The 16,349-nt window shown below is 65.0% G+C and carries 12 protein-coding genes and 5 tRNA genes; 13 read left to right on the forward strand and 4 right to left on the reverse strand.

The features are described from left to right. Positions 1-11 precede the first annotated feature (11 nt). On the forward strand, positions 12-803 hold the full coding sequence (locus ACZ5AC_RS13280) for an NADH-quinone oxidoreductase subunit B family protein (protein ID WP_464248081.1): 792 nt from the start codon (positions 12-14) through the stop codon (positions 801-803). Positions 804-891: 88 nt separating this feature from the next. Here ACZ5AC_RS13280 and groL read toward each other — a convergent pair whose 3' ends face one another. Together groL and groES are read right to left on the reverse strand one after the other, a co-directional pair. After that, a complete protein-coding gene (gene groL, locus ACZ5AC_RS13285) occupies positions 892-2,529 on the reverse strand; it encodes a chaperonin GroEL (protein WP_464248082.1) in 1,638 nt (545 codons plus the stop codon). A gap of 27 nt (positions 2,530-2,556) precedes the next feature. Beyond that, a complete protein-coding gene (gene groES / locus ACZ5AC_RS13290; RefSeq protein WP_028576524.1) occupies positions 2,557-2,847 on the reverse strand; it encodes a co-chaperone GroES in 291 nt (96 codons plus the stop codon). Positions 2,848-3,146: 299 nt separating this feature from the next. On the opposite strand from groES, the gene serS reads away from it, so the two are divergent. The 12 genes from serS (at position 3,147) to ACZ5AC_RS13350 (ending at position 13,782) form a co-directional block, all read left to right on the forward strand. Then, positions 3,147-4,430: a serine--tRNA ligase gene (gene serS, locus ACZ5AC_RS13295; protein ID WP_464248083.1), complete on the forward strand. Its 1,284-nt coding sequence runs from the start codon at positions 3,147-3,149 to the stop codon at positions 4,428-4,430. Between the two features lie 51 nt (positions 4,431-4,481). Then, positions 4,482-4,557 (forward strand) — tRNA-Lys (locus ACZ5AC_RS13300). 9 nt (positions 4,558-4,566) lie between these two features. Continuing rightward, a tRNA-Glu gene (locus tag ACZ5AC_RS13305) sits at positions 4,567-4,642 on the forward strand. Between the two features lie 22 nt (positions 4,643-4,664). Beyond that, positions 4,665-4,742: transfer RNA gene (locus ACZ5AC_RS13310), tRNA-Glu, on the forward strand. Positions 4,743-4,749: 7 nt separating this feature from the next. Further along, positions 4,750-4,823: transfer RNA gene (locus ACZ5AC_RS13315), tRNA-Gln, on the forward strand. 1 nt (position 4,824) lies between these two features. Next, positions 4,825-4,902 (forward strand) — tRNA-Glu (locus tag ACZ5AC_RS13320). A gap of 179 nt (positions 4,903-5,081) precedes the next feature. Further along, positions 5,082-6,146: a hypothetical protein gene (locus ACZ5AC_RS13325; protein ID WP_464248084.1), complete on the forward strand. Its 1,065-nt coding sequence runs from the start codon at positions 5,082-5,084 to the stop codon at positions 6,144-6,146. After that, positions 6,143-8,782 (forward strand): cytochrome ubiquinol oxidase subunit I, encoded by a 2,640-nt coding sequence (locus tag ACZ5AC_RS13330; RefSeq protein WP_464248085.1) that lies wholly within the window; start codon positions 6,143-6,145, stop codon positions 8,780-8,782. The genes ACZ5AC_RS13325 and ACZ5AC_RS13330 overlap by 4 nt, the downstream gene beginning before the upstream one ends. A gap of 187 nt (positions 8,783-8,969) precedes the next feature. Next, entirely contained in the window at positions 8,970-9,221 is a 252-nt protein-coding gene (locus tag ACZ5AC_RS13335; protein WP_464248086.1) for a hypothetical protein, read from the forward strand. Between the two features lie 22 nt (positions 9,222-9,243). After that, positions 9,244-10,941, forward strand: a complete 1,698-nt coding sequence (locus tag ACZ5AC_RS13340) for a sensor histidine kinase (protein ID WP_464248087.1) — start codon at positions 9,244-9,246, stop codon at positions 10,939-10,941. A 106-nt stretch (positions 10,942-11,047) separates the two neighbouring features. Next, complete coding sequence (locus ACZ5AC_RS13345; RefSeq protein WP_464248088.1) at positions 11,048-12,925, forward strand: GspE/PulE family protein; 1,878 nt, start codon at positions 11,048-11,050, stop codon at positions 12,923-12,925. Between the two features lie 2 nt (positions 12,926-12,927). Next, positions 12,928-13,782: an HDOD domain-containing protein gene (locus ACZ5AC_RS13350; protein WP_464248089.1), complete on the forward strand. Its 855-nt coding sequence runs from the start codon at positions 12,928-12,930 to the stop codon at positions 13,780-13,782. A gap of 69 nt (positions 13,783-13,851) precedes the next feature. Here the strand turns inward: ACZ5AC_RS13350 and ACZ5AC_RS13355 are convergent, their stop codons facing one another. Continuing rightward, positions 13,852-15,720 (reverse strand): DUF2207 domain-containing protein, encoded by a 1,869-nt coding sequence (locus tag ACZ5AC_RS13355; RefSeq protein WP_464248090.1) that lies wholly within the window; start codon positions 15,718-15,720, stop codon positions 13,852-13,854. A gap of 9 nt (positions 15,721-15,729) precedes the next feature. Then, the gene (locus tag ACZ5AC_RS13360; protein ID WP_464248091.1) at positions 15,730-16,284 is read right to left on the reverse strand and encodes a LemA family protein; all 555 of its coding nucleotides are present in this window, start codon (positions 16,282-16,284) and stop codon (positions 15,730-15,732) included. Positions 16,285-16,349: the final 65 nt, after the last annotated feature.

Here is a 16,349-nt window from a genome sequence, read left to right on the forward strand (position 1 = left end):
GGGGAGCGCTCATGTACATTTTCGACACCCTCATGAACCGCATGCGCCGCGGCTGCCAGACCATGGCCTACCCCAAGGGTCCGGCCCCGTCCCTGCCCGTCCGCCACGGCGGCGCCCTGCGTCTGGACGCCTCGGCCTGTCCGGCGGAGTGCGACGCCTGCGCCGAAGTCTGCCCCACGGGCGCCATTTCGCGGGAGCCCGGTTCGAGCACGACCCTGGACCTCGGCCGCTGCCTGTTCTGCGGGGCCTGCATGCAGGCCTGCCCGCACGGGGCCGTGACGCGGACGAACGACCACCGGCTGGCGGTACGACGGCGCGACGACCTGATCCTGGGCAAGCCCGGCGAGGAGGAGCTGCGCCTGGCAGAAGCCCTGGACAAAAAAATGAAAAGCCTCCTGGGCCGCTCCCTGCGCCTGCGGCAGGTCAGCGCCGGCGGGTGCTGCGCCTGCGAGGCGGACATCAACGTGCTCGGGACCATCGGCTGGGACCTGGGCCGCTTCGGCATCCAGTACGTGGCCTCGCCGCGCCACGCCGACGGCGTGCTCATCACCGGGCCCGTGACCAAAGGCATGGAACTGGCCCTGCAGAAGACCTGGGAAGCCGTGCCCGAGCCGCGCATCGCCATCGCCCTGGGCGCCTGCGCCATCAGCGGCGGGCCCTTCGTCGGCCACCCGCAGCACAACGGCGGGGCCGACCCCATCGTGCCCATCGACCTCTACATCCCGGGCTGCCCGCCCCACCCCCTGACCATCCTCGACGGCTTTCTGCGCCTCCTGGGGCGCCTCGAAGAGCAAAAGGGCTGATTTTCCGGAGAACGCAACGCCCCGGAAAAAGGGCGCAAAAAAAGGCCGGGATCGCTCCCGGCCCTTTTTTTGGCTATGGCAAATCGGCTTAGTACATGCCGCCCATGCCGCCCATGCCGCCGCCGGGCATGGCCGGGGCAGCCTCTTCCTTGGGCTTCTCGGCGATGGCGCACTCGGTGGTCAGCAGCAGGGAGGCCACGGAAGCGGCGTTCTGCAGGGCGATGCGGGTCACCTTCTTGGGATCGATGACGCCGGACTTGAGCAGGTCTTCGTACTCGCCGGTGGCGGCGTTGTAGCCGAAGTCTTCCTTGCCGTGGCGGACCTTGTCGATGACCACGGCGCCTTCGACGCCGGCATTGCCGCAGATCATGCGGATGGGCTCCTCGATGGCGCGGCGGATGACCTGCACGCCGGCGGCCTCGTCGTCATCGGCGGGCTTCACGGACTCCAAGGCGGCCTGACAGCGCACCAGGGCGACACCGCCGCCGGGGACGATGCCTTCTTCAACGGCGGCGCGGGTGGCGTTCAGGGCGTCTTCCACGCGGGCCTTCTTTTCCTTCATCTCGGTCTCGGTGGCGGCACCGACGTTGATCACGGCGACACCGCCGACGATCTTGGCCAGGCGCTCCTGCAGCTTCTCGCGGTCGTAATCGGAGGTGGTCTCCTCGATCTCGTTGCGGATCTGCTTCACGCGGGCCTTGATGGCTTCGGCTTCGCCGGCGCCGTCGACGATGGTGGTGTTTTCCTTGTCGATGACCACGCGCTTGGCGGAACCGAGCTGGTTCAGGGCGATGCTTTCGAGCTTGACGCCCAGGTCATCGGACACGACTTCGCCGCCGGTCAGGATGGCGATGTCCTGCAGCATGGCCTTGCGGCGCTCGCCGAAGCCGGGGGCCTTGACGGCCACGACCTGCAGGGTGCCGCGCAGCTTGTTGACGACCAGCGTGGCCAGGGCTTCGCCTTCGATGTCCTCGGCGATGATGACCAGGGGCTTGCCCATCTTGGCGGCCTGCTCCAGAACCGGGAGCAGTTCCTTCATGTTGGAGATCTTCTTCTCGTTGATGAGGATCAGCGGGTTGTCCATTTCGCAGACCATCTTGTCGGGGTTGGTCACGAAGTAGGGGGACAGGTAGCCGCGGTCGAACTGCATGCCTTCGACGACGTCAAGGGTGGTTTCCAGACCCTTGGCCTCTTCAACGGTGATGACGCCTTCCTTGCCGACCTTGCTCATGGCCTCGGCGATGATGTTGCCGATGGTGGAGTCGTTGTTGGCGGAAATGGTGCCGACCTGGGCGATTTCCTTCTGGTCGCGGGTGGGCTTGGCCAGCTTGTCCAGGCTTGCGATGACGGCCTCGACGGCCTTGTCGATGCCGCGCTTGATGGACATGGGGTTGCGGCCGGCGGCGACCAGCTTGATACCCTCGTGGAAGATGGCCTGGGCCAGGATGGTGGCGGTGGTGGTGCCGTCACCGGCGATGTCGGAAGTCTTGGAGGCGACTTCCTTGACCATCTGGGCGCCCATGTTCTCGAACTTGTCTTCCAGTTCGATCTCCTTGGCCACGGTCACGCCGTCCTTGGTGATGATGGGGGAGCCGAAGGACTTTTCGATGACCACGTTGCGGCCCTTGGGTCCGAGGGTGACCTTGACGGCATCGGCCAGGGTGTCCACGCCCTTCTTCAGTCTTTCACGGGCCTTGGCGTCGAACTTGATAACTTTAGCAGCCATGTGTGCGTCTCCTTATGTAATGAAAGATTAGGCTTCGATAACGGCGAGGATGTCGTCCTCGCGCATGATGAGCAGTTCTTCGCCGTCGATCTTGACTTCGGTGCCGGCGTACTTGTTGAAGATCACCTTGTCGCCGGTCTTGACGCCCATGGGGATCTGCTTTCCGTCATCGGCGACCTTGCCGGGGCCGGCGGCAACCACTTCACCCTTGATGGGCTTTTCCTTGGCGGAGTCAGGGATGATGATGCCGCCTTTGGTTACCTGTTCCTCTTCGAGACGCTTGACCAGGATACGGTCGTGCAACGGTCTGAGCTTCATGTTTTCCTCCAAGATGTTTAAGAATTTCTTCCGAGTAGATAAATTTTCTGGCACTCTTCACCATCAAGTGCCAACACGCGGGCCTGTTCGTTCCTCGCCGGTCCGCGCAAGACAGAGGCCCAAATAATCCCTGCCCCGGTGAAGTCAAGGGCGACCGCGCAAAAAAATTTCATGTGCACCCGGATTTTTCCGCGGCCGCCCTGCGCGTCTTGTGATTCCGGCCGAGGCAGGCTATGGATTTCGCCTTGAAAACGCGTCCCGTTTCGATCAGGGACGACACCGCAGACAAGGACACGCCCATGCTCGACATCAAATTCGTTCGCTCCAATACCGACGACGTCAAGGAAGGCCTGCGCAAGAGGCGCAGCAAGCTCGACCTCGACGATTTCCTGGCCATCGACCAGAAGCGCCGCGACCTCCTGCTGGAGGCCGAGGAGCTCAAGGCCCGCCGCAACCAGGCCTCGGGCGACATCGCCCGCATGAAGAAGACCGGCGAGAACGCCGACGCCCTTCTGGCCGAGCTCGGGGCCATGTCCGTCCGCATCAAGGCCCTGGACGAGGAACTCAAGGACATCGACGGCCAGACCGAGCAGTGGGTCATGTCCATTCCCAACGTCCCGCACCCCTCGGTCCCCGAGGGCGTCGACGACTCGGACAACGTGCAGGTCCGCACCTGGGGCGCCAAGCCCGAGCTGGACTTCGCGCCCAAGGAACACTGGGAACTGGGAACGGCCCTGGGCGGCCTGGACTTCGAGACCGCGGCCAAGATCACGGGCAGCCGCTTCGTGCTGCTGAAGGGCTGGGCCGCGCGCATGGAGCGGGCGCTGATCAGCCTCATGCTCGACGTGCAGACCATGGAGAACGGCTACGACGAGGTCATGCCGCCGGTCATCGTCAACCGCGAGAGCCTCATGGGCACGGGCCAGCTGCCCAAGTTCGAGGAGGACCTCTTCCGCCTGGGCGACTCCAACTACTACCTCATCCCCACGGCCGAGGTCCCGGTGACCAACATCTACCGCGACACGACCCTGGGCGAAGGCCAGCTGCCCATCGCCCACTGCGCCTACACGGCCTGCTTCCGCTCCGAGGCCGGTTCCTACGGCAAGGACACCAAGGGCATGATCCGCCAGCACCAGTTCGACAAGGTGGAGCTGGTGCGCTTCGTCCACCCGGACACCTCCTACGACGAACTGGAAAAGCTGCTGGGCCACGCCGAGAGCATCCTGCAGAGGCTGGGACTGCACTACCGGGTGGTCACGCTGTGCGCCGGAGATTTGGGCTTTTCATCCGCGAAAACTTACGATATAGAGGTTTGGTTGCCCGGTCAGGACAAGTATCGCGAGATTTCGTCCTGCTCCAACTTCGAGGACTTCCAGGCCCGCCGGGCCGGGATCCGCTTCAAGCCGGCAGCCTCGAAGAAGAGCAGACTGGTACACACCCTGAATGGCTCGGGTCTGGCAGTAGGCCGGACAATGGTAGCGATTCTCGAGAATTACCAGCAGGCCGACGGGTCGGTCATCGTCCCCGAAGCCCTGCGTCCGTACATGAACGGACAGGAAAGGATCGAACTGAAAAAAGGGTGACTTTCCGGCTTGACAAGCAGATGGCCCGACTATAGAAGCGTCTTCTCTTTCGGGCCGTTAACTCAGACGGTAGAGTATCTGCCTTTTAAGCAGAGAGTCGAAGGTTCGATCCCTTCACGGCCCACCAAAACCTTGCGTCCCCATCGTCTAGTGGCCTAGGACGGCGGCCTCTCACGCCGCTAACAGGGGTTCAAACCCCCTTGGGGACGCCACTTTTTTTCTGACGCGGTTCGCGTCCCCATCGTCTAGCTAGGTCCAGGACACCGGCCTTTCACGCCGATAACAGGGGTTCAAATCCCCTTGGGGACGCCAAATATTTTGGGCGATCGTTCAACGGCAGGACAGCGGACTCTGACTCCGTCAATCTTAGTTCGAATCTAAGTCGCCCAGCCACGTCCCCATCGTCTAGCTAGGTCCAGGACACCGGCCTTTCACGCCGATAACAGGGGTTCAAATCCCCTTGGGGACGCCATCTTTCCTTTCGCAAGCCCCGGGCAACCGCCCGGGGCTTTTTGCGTTCCGCGGTCCGCCCACGAACCGGACAGGAACTGTCCGAATTGCCGGGAGGTTTTGACGCGGCCCTCCAATTTGGCTACCTTTGTTGACGCCTGCATTTTTCCACACCGCGGACCTCAAACACGGAGAGCGACCATGGACCCAACCCGGCTCATTCCCTCGGCCCTGCCCATTCCCATAGAATGGGGCTGGTTCTACCTTTTTCAGGTGTTGACCTTCATCCTGCACATCCTGGTCATGAACGTCATGCTCGGGGCGTCCATCATCGCCCTGGTCCACAATGTGCGAGGGAAGAGGGACTCCGAGCCCCTGACAAAAACGATCTCCGTCAAGCTGCCTTTCACCATCGCCTTCGCCGTCAACTTCGGCGTGGCGCCGCTGCTTTTCATGCAGGTCCTCTACGGCCAGTTCCTGTACACGAGCAGCGTGCTCATGGCCGTCTACTGGCTGGGCGTCGTCGGCCTGGTCATCGCCGCGTACGGCAGCGCGTACGTCTATGACTTCCGCTACACCGCCCTAGGCTCCCTGAAGACGCTCTTCATCGCCGTCACGGCCCTGTGCCTCCTGGCCACGGGCTTCATCTTCACCAACAACATGACGCTCATGCTGAACCCCGAGGCATGGACCGCGTACGTCGACAATGCCGGCGGGACGATCCTCAACCTCTCGGACCCGACGGTGCTGCCGCGCTACCTGCACGTCGTCGCCTCGTCCACGGCCCTGGGAGGCCTGGCCCTGGCCCTGCTGTACCAGCGGCGCAAGGACGACCCGCAGGCCGGCCGCTGGGTGCGGCACGGCATGAACTGGTACGCGTTCTCGACGGTCGTGCAGATGGCCCTGGGCCTGTGGTTCCTCACGGCCCTGCCCGAACGCGTCTCGCATCTCCTGCTCGGCGGCTCCCTGCCCCACACCCTGGTCTTCGCCGCGGGCGCGATTCTCGGGATCTTCAGCATCAGCAACGCGCTGCGCTACAACGTCCGCACCACGGCCATCATCTCCGTGACCACCGTCTCCCTCATGGTCTATCTGCGCGACATGGTCCGGGACGCCTACCTGAGCCCGTATTTCAACGTCTCCGAACGCGTCGTGACCGGCGAATACTCGCCCTTCGTCCTCTTCGTCCTGACCCTCCTCGCCGGGGTCGCCATCATCGTCTGGATGCTCAGAACCGCGTCCACCGACACGGAGGTGCGCTCATGAACTTTCCTGTCTGGGAACTCCATTGGGCCGGCGGCGGCCTGCTCATCGCGCTGATTTCCATCTTTCACGTCTACATCGCCCATTTCGCCGTGGGCGGCGGCCTGTTTCTCGTGCTGACGGAGCTTCTGGCCTACCGGCGCAACTCCCCGGAAATCCTGGCCTACGCCAAGCGGCACACCAAGTTCTTCCTGCTGGTGACCATGGTCCTGGGCGGCATCACCGGTGTCGGGATCTGGTTCATCATTTCGCTCGTCGCCCCGGCGGCCACGTCGAGCCTCATCCACACCTTCGTCTTCGGGTGGGCCATCGAGTGGGTCTTCTTCCTGGCCGAGATCGTGTCCCTGTTCATCTATTACTACACCTTCGGCAGGATGGGCCGGCGCAATCACCTGATCATGGGCTGGCTCTATTTCTTCTTCGGCTGGATGTCGCTGTTCATGATCAACGGCATCATCGGCTTCATGCTCACGCCCGGCGACTGGCCGGTCACGCGGGGCTTCTGGGACGGGTTCTTCAACCCGACCTTCTGGCCGGCCCTGGTCTTCAGGACCTGCATCGCCCTGATGTTCGCAGGACTCTACGGCTTCGTCACGGCCACGTGGGAAAAGGACGCGCCGACCCGCGAAGCCATGGTCCGCTACTGCGCCCTGTGGCTGCTGCTGCCCTTCGGGGTGCTGCTCCTGTCGGGATGGTGGTACCTGCAGGTCCTGCCCGAAGGGCCCAGGGCCATGATCCTCGGCGCAAACCCCGAGATCGTCCCCTTCCTCAACGGTTTCATCCAGATCTCCGCCGTCCTCTTCGCCGGCGGCCTGATCATGGCCGTGAGGATGCCCGCCGCGGTCAAGCGCCCCATGGCCGTGACCCTGCTCGTCATCGGCCTCATGTACATGGGCTGCTTCGAGTGGATGCGCGAGGCCGGGCGCAGGCCGTACCTCGTCTACGGGCACATGTACTCAAACGCCATCCTGGCCGGGACCGAGGAGGCCATCTCCGCCCAAGGCTTCCTGGCGACGTCGGGCTGGAACCGCAACCAGGAGGTCACCGCCGAAAACGCCCTGGACGCCGGCCGGGAGATCTTCCGCGGCCAGTGCGCCGCCTGCCATTCCATCGGCGGCCCCCTGAACGACATAAAGCCCCTGACGGCGACGTTCGACCGGTTCGCCATGGAGTCCATGATCCGGGGCATGGGCAAGGTCCACGCCTACATGCCGCGCTTCGCGGGCACGCCCCTGGAGCGGGGCGCTTTGGCCTCGTATATCGTTGAGGGACTGCACGGCAGAAAACCCGCGACCGCGGAAGCCCCCGCGCGTCCCGAAACAGCCATCGAAATCCCGGCCTTCGACGCGGAGAACGACGAGTACGTCCTGCTGGCCTGGTGCACCCTCGGGGAGAAATGCATCTCCGACAGCGACGCGCACCTCTCCTTCCTCCCTCCGGGCAGCACCCTGGCTGCCCAGCTCGTGCGCCGCGACCCGCGCCCGGAGATCGTGACACAGGGGGTGAAGATATCCTTCATCCCGCCCGCAGGCTTCGAAAATCCGAGCAAACATGTCGAGTTCTGGAAATACGCGCCGTCTCTGGTCGGCAAGGAGCTGCCCGAGAACGTCAGCGCCAAGGGCCTCGGTCTGTCCGGGGAGATGACGCTCAACGAGAAGAACCTGACCTTCGTGGCCGACGGCATCCCGGTGCTGCCCTACACGGACGACGGCGGCGTCGACCCTTACCCCGTCTTCACCATCGAGGCCCGGGACGCCTCCAGCGGCGAACTTCTGGCCACGACCAGGGTCGTCGCTCCGGTGTCCACCGAGATCGGCTGCCGCAACTGCCACGGCGGCGCGTGGCGCAAGGACGAGACCATGGGCATCTCCGCCCTGACGGCCTCCGACGTTCTGGCCCGGCACGACCGCCGGCACAAGACCGGCCTGCTGGCCCAGGCCGAAGCAGGCAAGCCCGTGCTCTGCCAGAGCTGCCACCCCGACCCGCTGCTGAACGCCGCCGGCAGACCGGAACTGCTGAACCTGCCGGCCGCCATCCACGGCTTCCACGCCAACTACATGAACGACATGGAAGACGCCCAGGCCTGCCACGCCTGCCACCCCACGGGCCCCGACAGCTACACGCGCTGCGCCCGCGGCGTGCACGCGGAGGCCGGGCTGACCTGCGTCAACTGCCATGGCACCATGGAAGACCACGCCCTGTCCCTGCTCAAGGCCGAAAAAGAGGCCGGCAAGGCCAAGGCCGACCGCCTCATGCGGCACGTAAAGCCCAGGCTCGTGGCCACGGTGGACGAAATCGCTCCGCGGCAGCCCTGGAAGGACGAGCCCGACTGCCTGACGTGTCACGTGGGCTTCGAAGCCCCGCAAGGCGACTCGGCCTTCAACCAGTGGGTGCGCGGCCCCGAAGGGCTCTACCGCACCCGCAGCGACGACGCAGGCCTCATGTGCGAGGCCTGCCACGGCCCGACCCACGCCGAATACCCGGCCGTGAACCCGTTCCACCCCGACCTCGACGCCATCCAGCCCCTGCAATACCAGGGCGCGCCGGGCCCCATCGGCTCGGGCGGCAACTGCGCCGTGTGCCACACCGAGGAAATGCTGGACGAGTACCACCACCCCAACATCCTGGGCGGCAACTGACGCGCCCGTCAGCCCGGACCGAAGTCGGTCCGGGCTGACGATATCTTCGGCAATGCGTACGGCCTGCGCACGCGGCGCCTCAGGACAGAATTTCCTTTACCCCCACACGGCCTTGGGTTAGCCTTCGCACAAGGTTCCACCGGAATCCCGTCGCGCCCGACGCTTCCCCCCACACAGGAGAATCGCCATGACGTATCTCCCCTGCGTTGGATGCGGGTGGTGCTGCATGCACGACCAGTGCACCGACTCACTGCGTCGGCACGGGTATCTACCGCGCTGCCCCGAGCTCTTCTGGAACGACGAAGCCGGGCGGTACCTCTGCAGGACCATGCTCGAAGGCGATGCGGGAGACTCGATCAGGCGCAACCAGCATACCGGCAAAGGGTGCTGCGCCCCCCTCAATTCCTGGCGCAAGGATGTCCGCAACCGGGACACATGAAACCGCATCGACCGGACCACGCATGAGCCACGCCTCGCCCGAAACGGACACGTCTGTCGAACCCGTCAGAAAAATCCCTTCCCCCAGAATGATGAGCGGGCAGCTCACCGTCCTCACCATCCTGGTGGCCATAGTGCCCCTCGTGTGTCTGGGCACCCTCGGCTACGTCTTTCACGACTCTTCCTACAGGGCCAAAGTCCGCGCCATCCTCGGCGAACAGGCCATGAGCGCGGCCCAGGGCGTGAACGCCTTCCTCGAAGAGAAAATCGCCAACCTCCGCCAGGAGGCGGGGACGACAGGTCTCGCGGAGCTGTCCGATCCGGCCCGTCTGCGCGAAAGGCTGCACACGCTGCAGGACGCCTACCAAGGGGTCTTCCTCGGCCTCGACATCCTCGACGCGTCCGGCATGGTCGTCGCCGGTACGGGCCCCGCGTCGGCCTCTTCGGCCGCGGCCGACGCGCCGTGGTTCCAGCAGGCCATCAGCCGGCCGCAGTTCGTCAGCAGCCTCGGCATGCGGGACACCCAGCTCTTCATCACCGTGCGCATCGCCTCGGGACAGGGGCCCTGGCTCCTGCGGGCGCACCTGGATCCGGCGCAGATCGACGACAGGGTCCGACTCTTTCAGCCCGCCGGGCCGGGCGGTTCGTTCTTCCTCGACCGGCACGGCTCGGCCGACCCGTCCGCGAGCGGATCGAGCACGCGGGAAACGACGGCGATCCTCGCCGGGCAGGTCTTTCCCGAAGGGCGCCCCGTGGTCATCGACGCGCGCGACGACCGAAACGACATGCGCATGTACGGCTGCGCCCCGGTCAAGGTCTCGGGCGGCATCCTCGTCATTCACCAGGCCATGGACGACGTCCTGCGCCCCCTGGCCAAGGCCCGCCTGCTGGGGCTGGCCATCATGCTTCTCGGCGCGGCCGGCATCGTCGCCACGGCCCTGGCCCTGGCCCGGCGCACCGAGCAACGGCTGCTGAAGGCGGAGCTCACCCAGCAGCACATGCAGCGTCAGCTGGTCGAGGCCGGAAAGCTCGCGGCCATCGGCGAACTGGCCGCGGGCGTGGCCCACGAGATCAACAACCCCCTGGCCATCATGATGGAAAACGCCGGCTGGATCGAGGACCTGCTGTCCTCGGACGACCCCTACAGCGACGAGAACGTCACGGAGATCCGTTCGTCGCTGCAGACCATCACCATCCAGGGGCACCGCTGCAGGGAGATCACGCACAAGCTCCTGAGCTTCGCCCGCAAGACCGACACCTCGGCACGGGTGGTGCGGGTCAACCCTCTGCTCGAGGACATCGCGGGTTTCGCCCGGCAGAAGGCCAAATACCGTGAGGTCGAGATACGCCTCGTCCTGGACCCCGCCGTCGAGGATGTCGCAGGCTCCCCCACCGAACTGCAGCAGATCCTCCTCAACCTGGTCAACAACGCCATCGACGCCATCGACAAGCCCGGCGGCCTGGTCGAACTCAGCTCCTTCCGGGAACCCGACGCCGTGCGCATCACCGTCAGCGACAACGGGCAGGGCATTCCCGCCGACGTCCTCCCCCGCATCTTCGACCCCTTCTTCACCACCAAGGCCGAGGGTCAGGGCACGGGACTGGGACTGGCCATCTGCCGCGACATCCTGTCCAAGATGAACGGCACCATCAGCGTCGACTCGACCCCCGGCAACGGCTCCACCTTCCGCATCCGCCTGCCCCTGCGGTCTGCGGTATGACGTGCGGACGAAACAATTGTGTCTGCACCTACCCTACCAGTTTGACTCGATAAATTTCTGCGGATAATAGCCTGACGAATCAATCAACCCTCTCTGTGGAGCCCTCATGTCCGAGGCCGGCACGACACGTCAGACGTCAGCTCACGGCGAGCTCATCGACATCCTCATCAAGGAAGGCCTGCTGACGGAAAAGCAGGCCGTGCATGCGTCCAGACTGCGCAGCAAGCTCATCCGGCCCAAGCCGCTGCTCGAAATCGTCAAGGAGCTGGGCTACGTCACCGACGAACAGGTCACGGCCGCCATCCGCAAGAACAAGCTGTCCATGCGCATCGGCAGCCTCCTGGTGGAGCTCGGCCTCATCAGCGAGGCCGATCTGGAATCCGCGTTCCAGATCCAGCGCGCAAGCCAGACCCCGCAGAAGATCGGCGAAGTGCTGGTCAGGAACAACTTCATCAAGGAGTTCAAACTCCTCGAAGCCCTGTCCCTGCAGCTGGGCTACCCCTTCATCGACCCGCGCTTCACCAACCTGGATCTCTCCCTGCTGCACCAGGTGCCCTCGACCTACCGCGCCAAGGGCACGTACATCCCCATCGAGCGGGTCGAGAACAAGATCGTCGTGGCCTTCGCCAACGTGCTGGACCAGGAGGACCTTGACGAGGCCCGCACCATGTTCCCCGAGGGCGTAAGCCCCGCCATCGCCACCCGGGAGGCCATCGTCGAGGCCTACCAGCGCTTCGAGCGCGGGGCCCAGGCACGGGAGACGAGCGAGGAGGACTCGGCTGCAGGCATCGTCGAGCGCATCATCCTCGACGCCATCGATTTCAATGTCAGCGACATCCACATGGAGCCCCTGCCGGACCGTCTGCGCGTTCGCTTCCGGCGCGACGGAGTGCTCGAGCCGTACAAGGAATTCCCCCGCGACATCATCCCCAACATTTCGAGCCGCCTGAAGATCATGTGCAAGGCGGACATCGCCGAGAAGCGACGCCACCAGGGCGGCCGCATCCTCTTCGAATTCCCCGGTGGCGAGCTCGACATGCGCGCATCCTTCTACGTGACCATCCACGGCGAGGCCATCGTCCTGCGCCTGCTGAACCGCCAGGGCAACCTCATCGACATCACCGGCATCGGGATGTACCCGAAGATCCTCAAGCGCTTCATCGACGGGGCCCTGTCCAGGCCCAGCGGCGTCGTCATCGTCACCGGCCCCACGGGGTCGGGCAAAACGACCACGGTCTACAGCTGCATCCACCACCTGAACACGCCTCTGCTGTCCATCATCACTGCCGAGGAGCCGGTGGAGTACGTCATCCCGGGCATCTCCCAGTGCTCCATAGACCCCAAGATCAACCTGACCTTCGAGGAGACCCTGCGCCACATCGTGCGCCAGGACCCGGACGTCATCCTCATCGGCGAGATCCGCGACAACTATTCGGCCGAAGTGGCCGTGCAGGCCGCCCTGACCGGGCACAAGGTCCTGACCACCTTCCACACCGAGGACTCCATCGGCGGCCTGATCCGCCTCATGAACATGGACATCGAGGCCTTCCTCATCTCCTCGACCGTGGTCAGCGTCGTGGCCCAGCGCCTGCTGCGCCGCGTCTGTCCGGAGTGCTCCAAGCCCTACAGGCCCACGCCCGGCGAACTGCAGATGTTCGGGTACACCCAGGCCATGGTCCAGGGCGCGAACTTCCGCAAGGGCGCCGGCTGCTCCCACTGCCGCTACACGGGCTATCGCGGACGGGTGGCGGTCTTCGAACTGCTCATCCTCGACGAGATGGTCCGCAACGCCATCCTGGAGCGGCGCACCAGCTTCGACATCCGCAAGGTCGCCCTGGAGAGCGCCGGGCTCGTCACCCTGTTCGAGGAAGGCCTGGTCAAGGCCTCCGAGGGCATCACCTCCCTGGAGGAGGTCATGCGCTGCCTGCCCCTGGTCCTCAAGCCCCGCCCACTCGAAGAAACCCGCCGCCTGCTCGGAGTCTGAACATGAACCAGGAAAAATCCTTCCTCGACAGCCTCAAGGAGCACGTGGTCTCGGGCAAGGCGCAACTTCCGGCTTTCGACCGCACGGGTCTGGCCATCCAGGAGGAGATGGCCAAGGCGGACCCGGACATGCAGGCCATCGAAAAGCACATCCTGCGCGACCCCGCCCTGACCAGCCAGCTGCTCAAAATGGCCAACTCGTCCTTCTACCGCGGCATGCTGGAGATAACCACGGTCCGCAACGCCATCGTCCGACTGGGTCTGGCCGAGGTGTCGAACCTGGTGACCATGCTGACCCAGAAAAAATCCTTCGACACCCATGACCCGTTCATCCGCGAGTACATGGACGAGCTCTGGATCCACTCCGTGGCCTGCGCCCTGGGCGCCAAGTGGATCGCCAAGGAATGCCGGCTGCCGAGCAAGATGAACGAGGCCTTTTTCGCGGGGCTCCTGCACGACATCGGCAAGGCGTTTCTCCTGCTGGCCATCTCCGACATGAAGAAAAACGGGGAACTGGGCGAGACCGTCCCCCGCACCTTCATCGAGGAAGCGCTTGATTCCCTGCACTCGGCCCTGGGAGCGCAGCTCCTCAAGACCTGGAACCTCCCGGACGTGTACTGCATGGTGGCCAGACACCACCACGACGAGGACATGCAGGACCGCGACATCGTCCTGCTCATGGTCAGCCTGGCCAACAAGGTCCTGGCCAAGGCCGGCATCGGCATCACCCGCACCCCTGACATCGACCTGGCCACCAGCCCCGAGGCCGTCCAGCTCGACCTGTCCGAGATCAAGGTCGCGGAACTGGAGCTGACCATGGAGGATTACGTGGCCTTCATCCAGGAAGGGGAAGCCTAGCCCCGCAGCCTCCCCCCGCAGTTCAAGCAGATCGGGCCGGCTCCTTCCAGGAACCGGCCCGTCTCGTTTCTACCAGCCGCCGCCTCCGCCGCCGCCACCGCCGCCGCCGGAGGAGCCGCCCCCGCCCATGCCCGAAGAGCTCCCCGGAGCGGAAGAAGCCGAGGACACGGCCGACGACACGCCGCTGCCCAGGCCCGTCGCGAAGCCGCCGGGATGCAGGGAATTCCAGTGGCGCCCGGCATACCACTGCGGCTCGTACCCCGCCCGGCTCAGGATGCCGGCGAACCGTTCGCCCCACTCGTTCTCCACGTCCAGGGCCATGGCGTAGGGCAGGAACTTCTCGAAGAGTTCCGGCGTCTCGTCGGGCGGGTGGATGAAATTGAGGCGGTCCTCCTCGGCCACGGACAGGTAGAGCCGAAATCCCTCTATCTCGTCCAGGACGCGGCGACCGGCCTGGGTCGGGGCCTTGAGCAGCTCGTAGAAGACGGCGTTGATCAGGATCATGCCCAAAAAGATCATACCCGGCGCGAGGCCGGTCTGGCTGAGCAGGAAACCCAGCCCCATGACCTCGCCGCCCAGGAAGGGCAGGGCGAAGACCGACAGGAACACGGCCCCAACCTTGCCCATGACGTCCCGCGCCCGCCAGGCGTCAAAGACCTTGCGCAGCAGCGTGACGCAGCCGAAGGTCCAGCCAGTCAGCCAGACGCTGAGGAACAGCACCGCGGGCGGAAAGTCCGCGCCGAAGGCCATTGCCCCGACGGTTGCCAGGGTGATGACCACACCGGGGGCCACCCAGCCGGAGTTGGCCAGGAAGTACGTGGAGGACAGCTCCTTGCCGAGCTTGTCCTTCATGACCTGCCTGGCGCGGCCCACGACCTTGTGGTTGGTGTTCTTCAGCTCCACGGATGAGCCGGCCTTGCGCAGCTCGTCCCAGACCGCGCGTTCCCCGGCGGACAGATCGGCCGGAGCCCGCTCGGCGAGTTCGAGCCGCACGCTGGCGTTGTCCTTGATCCTGAGCCCGCCTTTGACGGCGATGTTCACGATGCCCGCCGTGAAGGCCGTGTTGTCGAATTTCATGCGCCACAGCATGCGCACCATGGCCGGCGAAAAACCCTTGGGCGGGGCGAAGCGCGGGATGATCACGCCCTTGGCCGGGTCCCGGCCGACCTTGAGCCAGGCCAGCAGGTAGTAAACGAGCAGCAGCGCGCCCCCGACGCCGACGAACGCAAGGCTTCCGCCCTCGGCCATGATCGTCTCGGCCACGCCGGGCGCAGGGGGTTCGGTCACGAAACCCTTGGGCCAGGACACGGCTATGGTCAGGCCCTCGCCGGGATCGTACGCCCGGGACGAGGTGAAGACGACCCGGTTCTCCCCGGCCGCGAAGGTCCGGCTGGCCGTGCTGCCCTGGGGGCCCTCATAGGCCACGGCCTCCAGGGCCGCGGCCCCGCCCGGCAGGTGCACGACGCAGCCGACCCGGTCCAGGGGCAGCCGCCAGCCGTTGCCGTTGACGTTCCAGTAGAGCTCGTCGTGATCCTGGAAGAAGCCAAGCTGCCGGGTCGTCGAATACGTCAGGGTGTACGTGTAGGTTCCGGGCGCAAGGATGACGTCCTTCTGCCCGATGTAGATCGCCACGCCGTTGGACCTGCTTTCGGTATGGTAGGGCTCGGGCCGCCCGTCGCGCCGGACGTCGGCGAGGGTGAAGCCCACCCGCACGGCCTTCCCGTCCGCGCCCTCGTACGTGGTCGGAAACTCGCGCACGATGCCCCGCTTGATCTGATCCCCCGTTGCCAGGACCGTGATGTTCTCCGTGACGACCATGGACCCGTCGGGGTCGATGACGACCGTGGAGGCGAAATCGAGGATGCGCTCCTGCTGGGCGTACAGCGGACCGGCGACGACTAACGCCAGGAAAAACGCCAGAAGAAGTCTGCTGCGCATGGCCGCCGCCTAGAACGCGACCGTGGGCACGGCCCGCTCGGCCGCGCTCTCCAGTTCGAAGAACTCGGCCTTGGCGAACCCGAAACGCCCGGCGACCAGGTTGGAGGGAAAGGACTCCACGGCGATGTTCAGGTTGCGCACGGCGCCGTTATAGTAGCGCCGGGCCAGCTGAATCTGTTCCTCGATCTCGCCCAGGGAGGCCTGCAGCTGGGCGAAGTTGGCGTTGGCCTTCAGGTCCGGGTAATTCTCGGCCAGGGCGAAAAGCTTGCCCAAAGCCGCGCCCAGGAGCCCCTGGGCCTGGGCCGTCTCGCCGACGCCGTGGGCGTTCTGGGCCAGGCCGCGCAGCCGGACGACCTCTTCCAGCGTGCCCTTCTCATGAGCCGCGTAGCCCTTGACCGTGGACACGAGATTGGGAATCAGATCCGTGCGCCGCTTGAGCTGCACGTCGATGCCGCTCCAGGCTTCCTCCACCATGTTGCGCATCCGCACCAGGCCGTTGTAGGTCACGACCGCCCACAGGACAACGGCCGCGATCAGGCCGAACACCACGACAAAACCGATCATAACCCCTCCGAAATCATGCTGTTTACGCTGCCCTTCTAGGGCAAAGAGCCATCCTTGAAAAGCGC

The organism is Desulfomicrobium aestuarii, from assembly GCF_055385525.1.

What these genes read in the sequence shown, in the direction of transcription:
- ACZ5AC_RS13280 (WP_464248081.1), top strand. Translation starts at nt 12, where the DNA reads ATGTACATTTTCGACACCCTCATGAACCGCATGCGCCGCGGCTGCCAG.
- groL (WP_464248082.1), bottom strand. Translation starts at nt 2,529, where the DNA reads ATGGCTGCTAAAGTTATCAAGTTCGACGCCAAGGCCCGTGAAAGACTG.
- ACZ5AC_RS13360 (WP_464248091.1), bottom strand. Translation starts at nt 16,284, where the DNA reads ATGATCGGTTTTGTCGTGGTGTTCGGCCTGATCGCGGCCGTTGTCCTG.
- ACZ5AC_RS13355 (WP_464248090.1), bottom strand. Translation starts at nt 15,720, where the DNA reads ATGCGCAGCAGACTTCTTCTGGCGTTTTTCCTGGCGTTAGTCGTCGCC.
- ACZ5AC_RS13350 (WP_464248089.1), top strand. Translation starts at nt 12,928, where the DNA reads ATGAACCAGGAAAAATCCTTCCTCGACAGCCTCAAGGAGCACGTGGTC.
- groES (WP_028576524.1), bottom strand. Translation starts at nt 2,847, where the DNA reads ATGAAGCTCAGACCGTTGCACGACCGTATCCTGGTCAAGCGTCTCGAA.
- ACZ5AC_RS13325 (WP_464248084.1), top strand. Translation starts at nt 5,082, where the DNA reads ATGGACCCAACCCGGCTCATTCCCTCGGCCCTGCCCATTCCCATAGAA.
- ACZ5AC_RS13335 (WP_464248086.1), top strand. Translation starts at nt 8,970, where the DNA reads ATGACGTATCTCCCCTGCGTTGGATGCGGGTGGTGCTGCATGCACGAC.
- ACZ5AC_RS13330 (WP_464248085.1), top strand. Translation starts at nt 6,143, where the DNA reads ATGAACTTTCCTGTCTGGGAACTCCATTGGGCCGGCGGCGGCCTGCTC.
- serS (WP_464248083.1), top strand. Translation starts at nt 3,147, where the DNA reads ATGCTCGACATCAAATTCGTTCGCTCCAATACCGACGACGTCAAGGAA.
- ACZ5AC_RS13345 (WP_464248088.1), top strand. Translation starts at nt 11,048, where the DNA reads ATGTCCGAGGCCGGCACGACACGTCAGACGTCAGCTCACGGCGAGCTC.
- ACZ5AC_RS13340 (WP_464248087.1), top strand. Translation starts at nt 9,244, where the DNA reads ATGAGCCACGCCTCGCCCGAAACGGACACGTCTGTCGAACCCGTCAGA.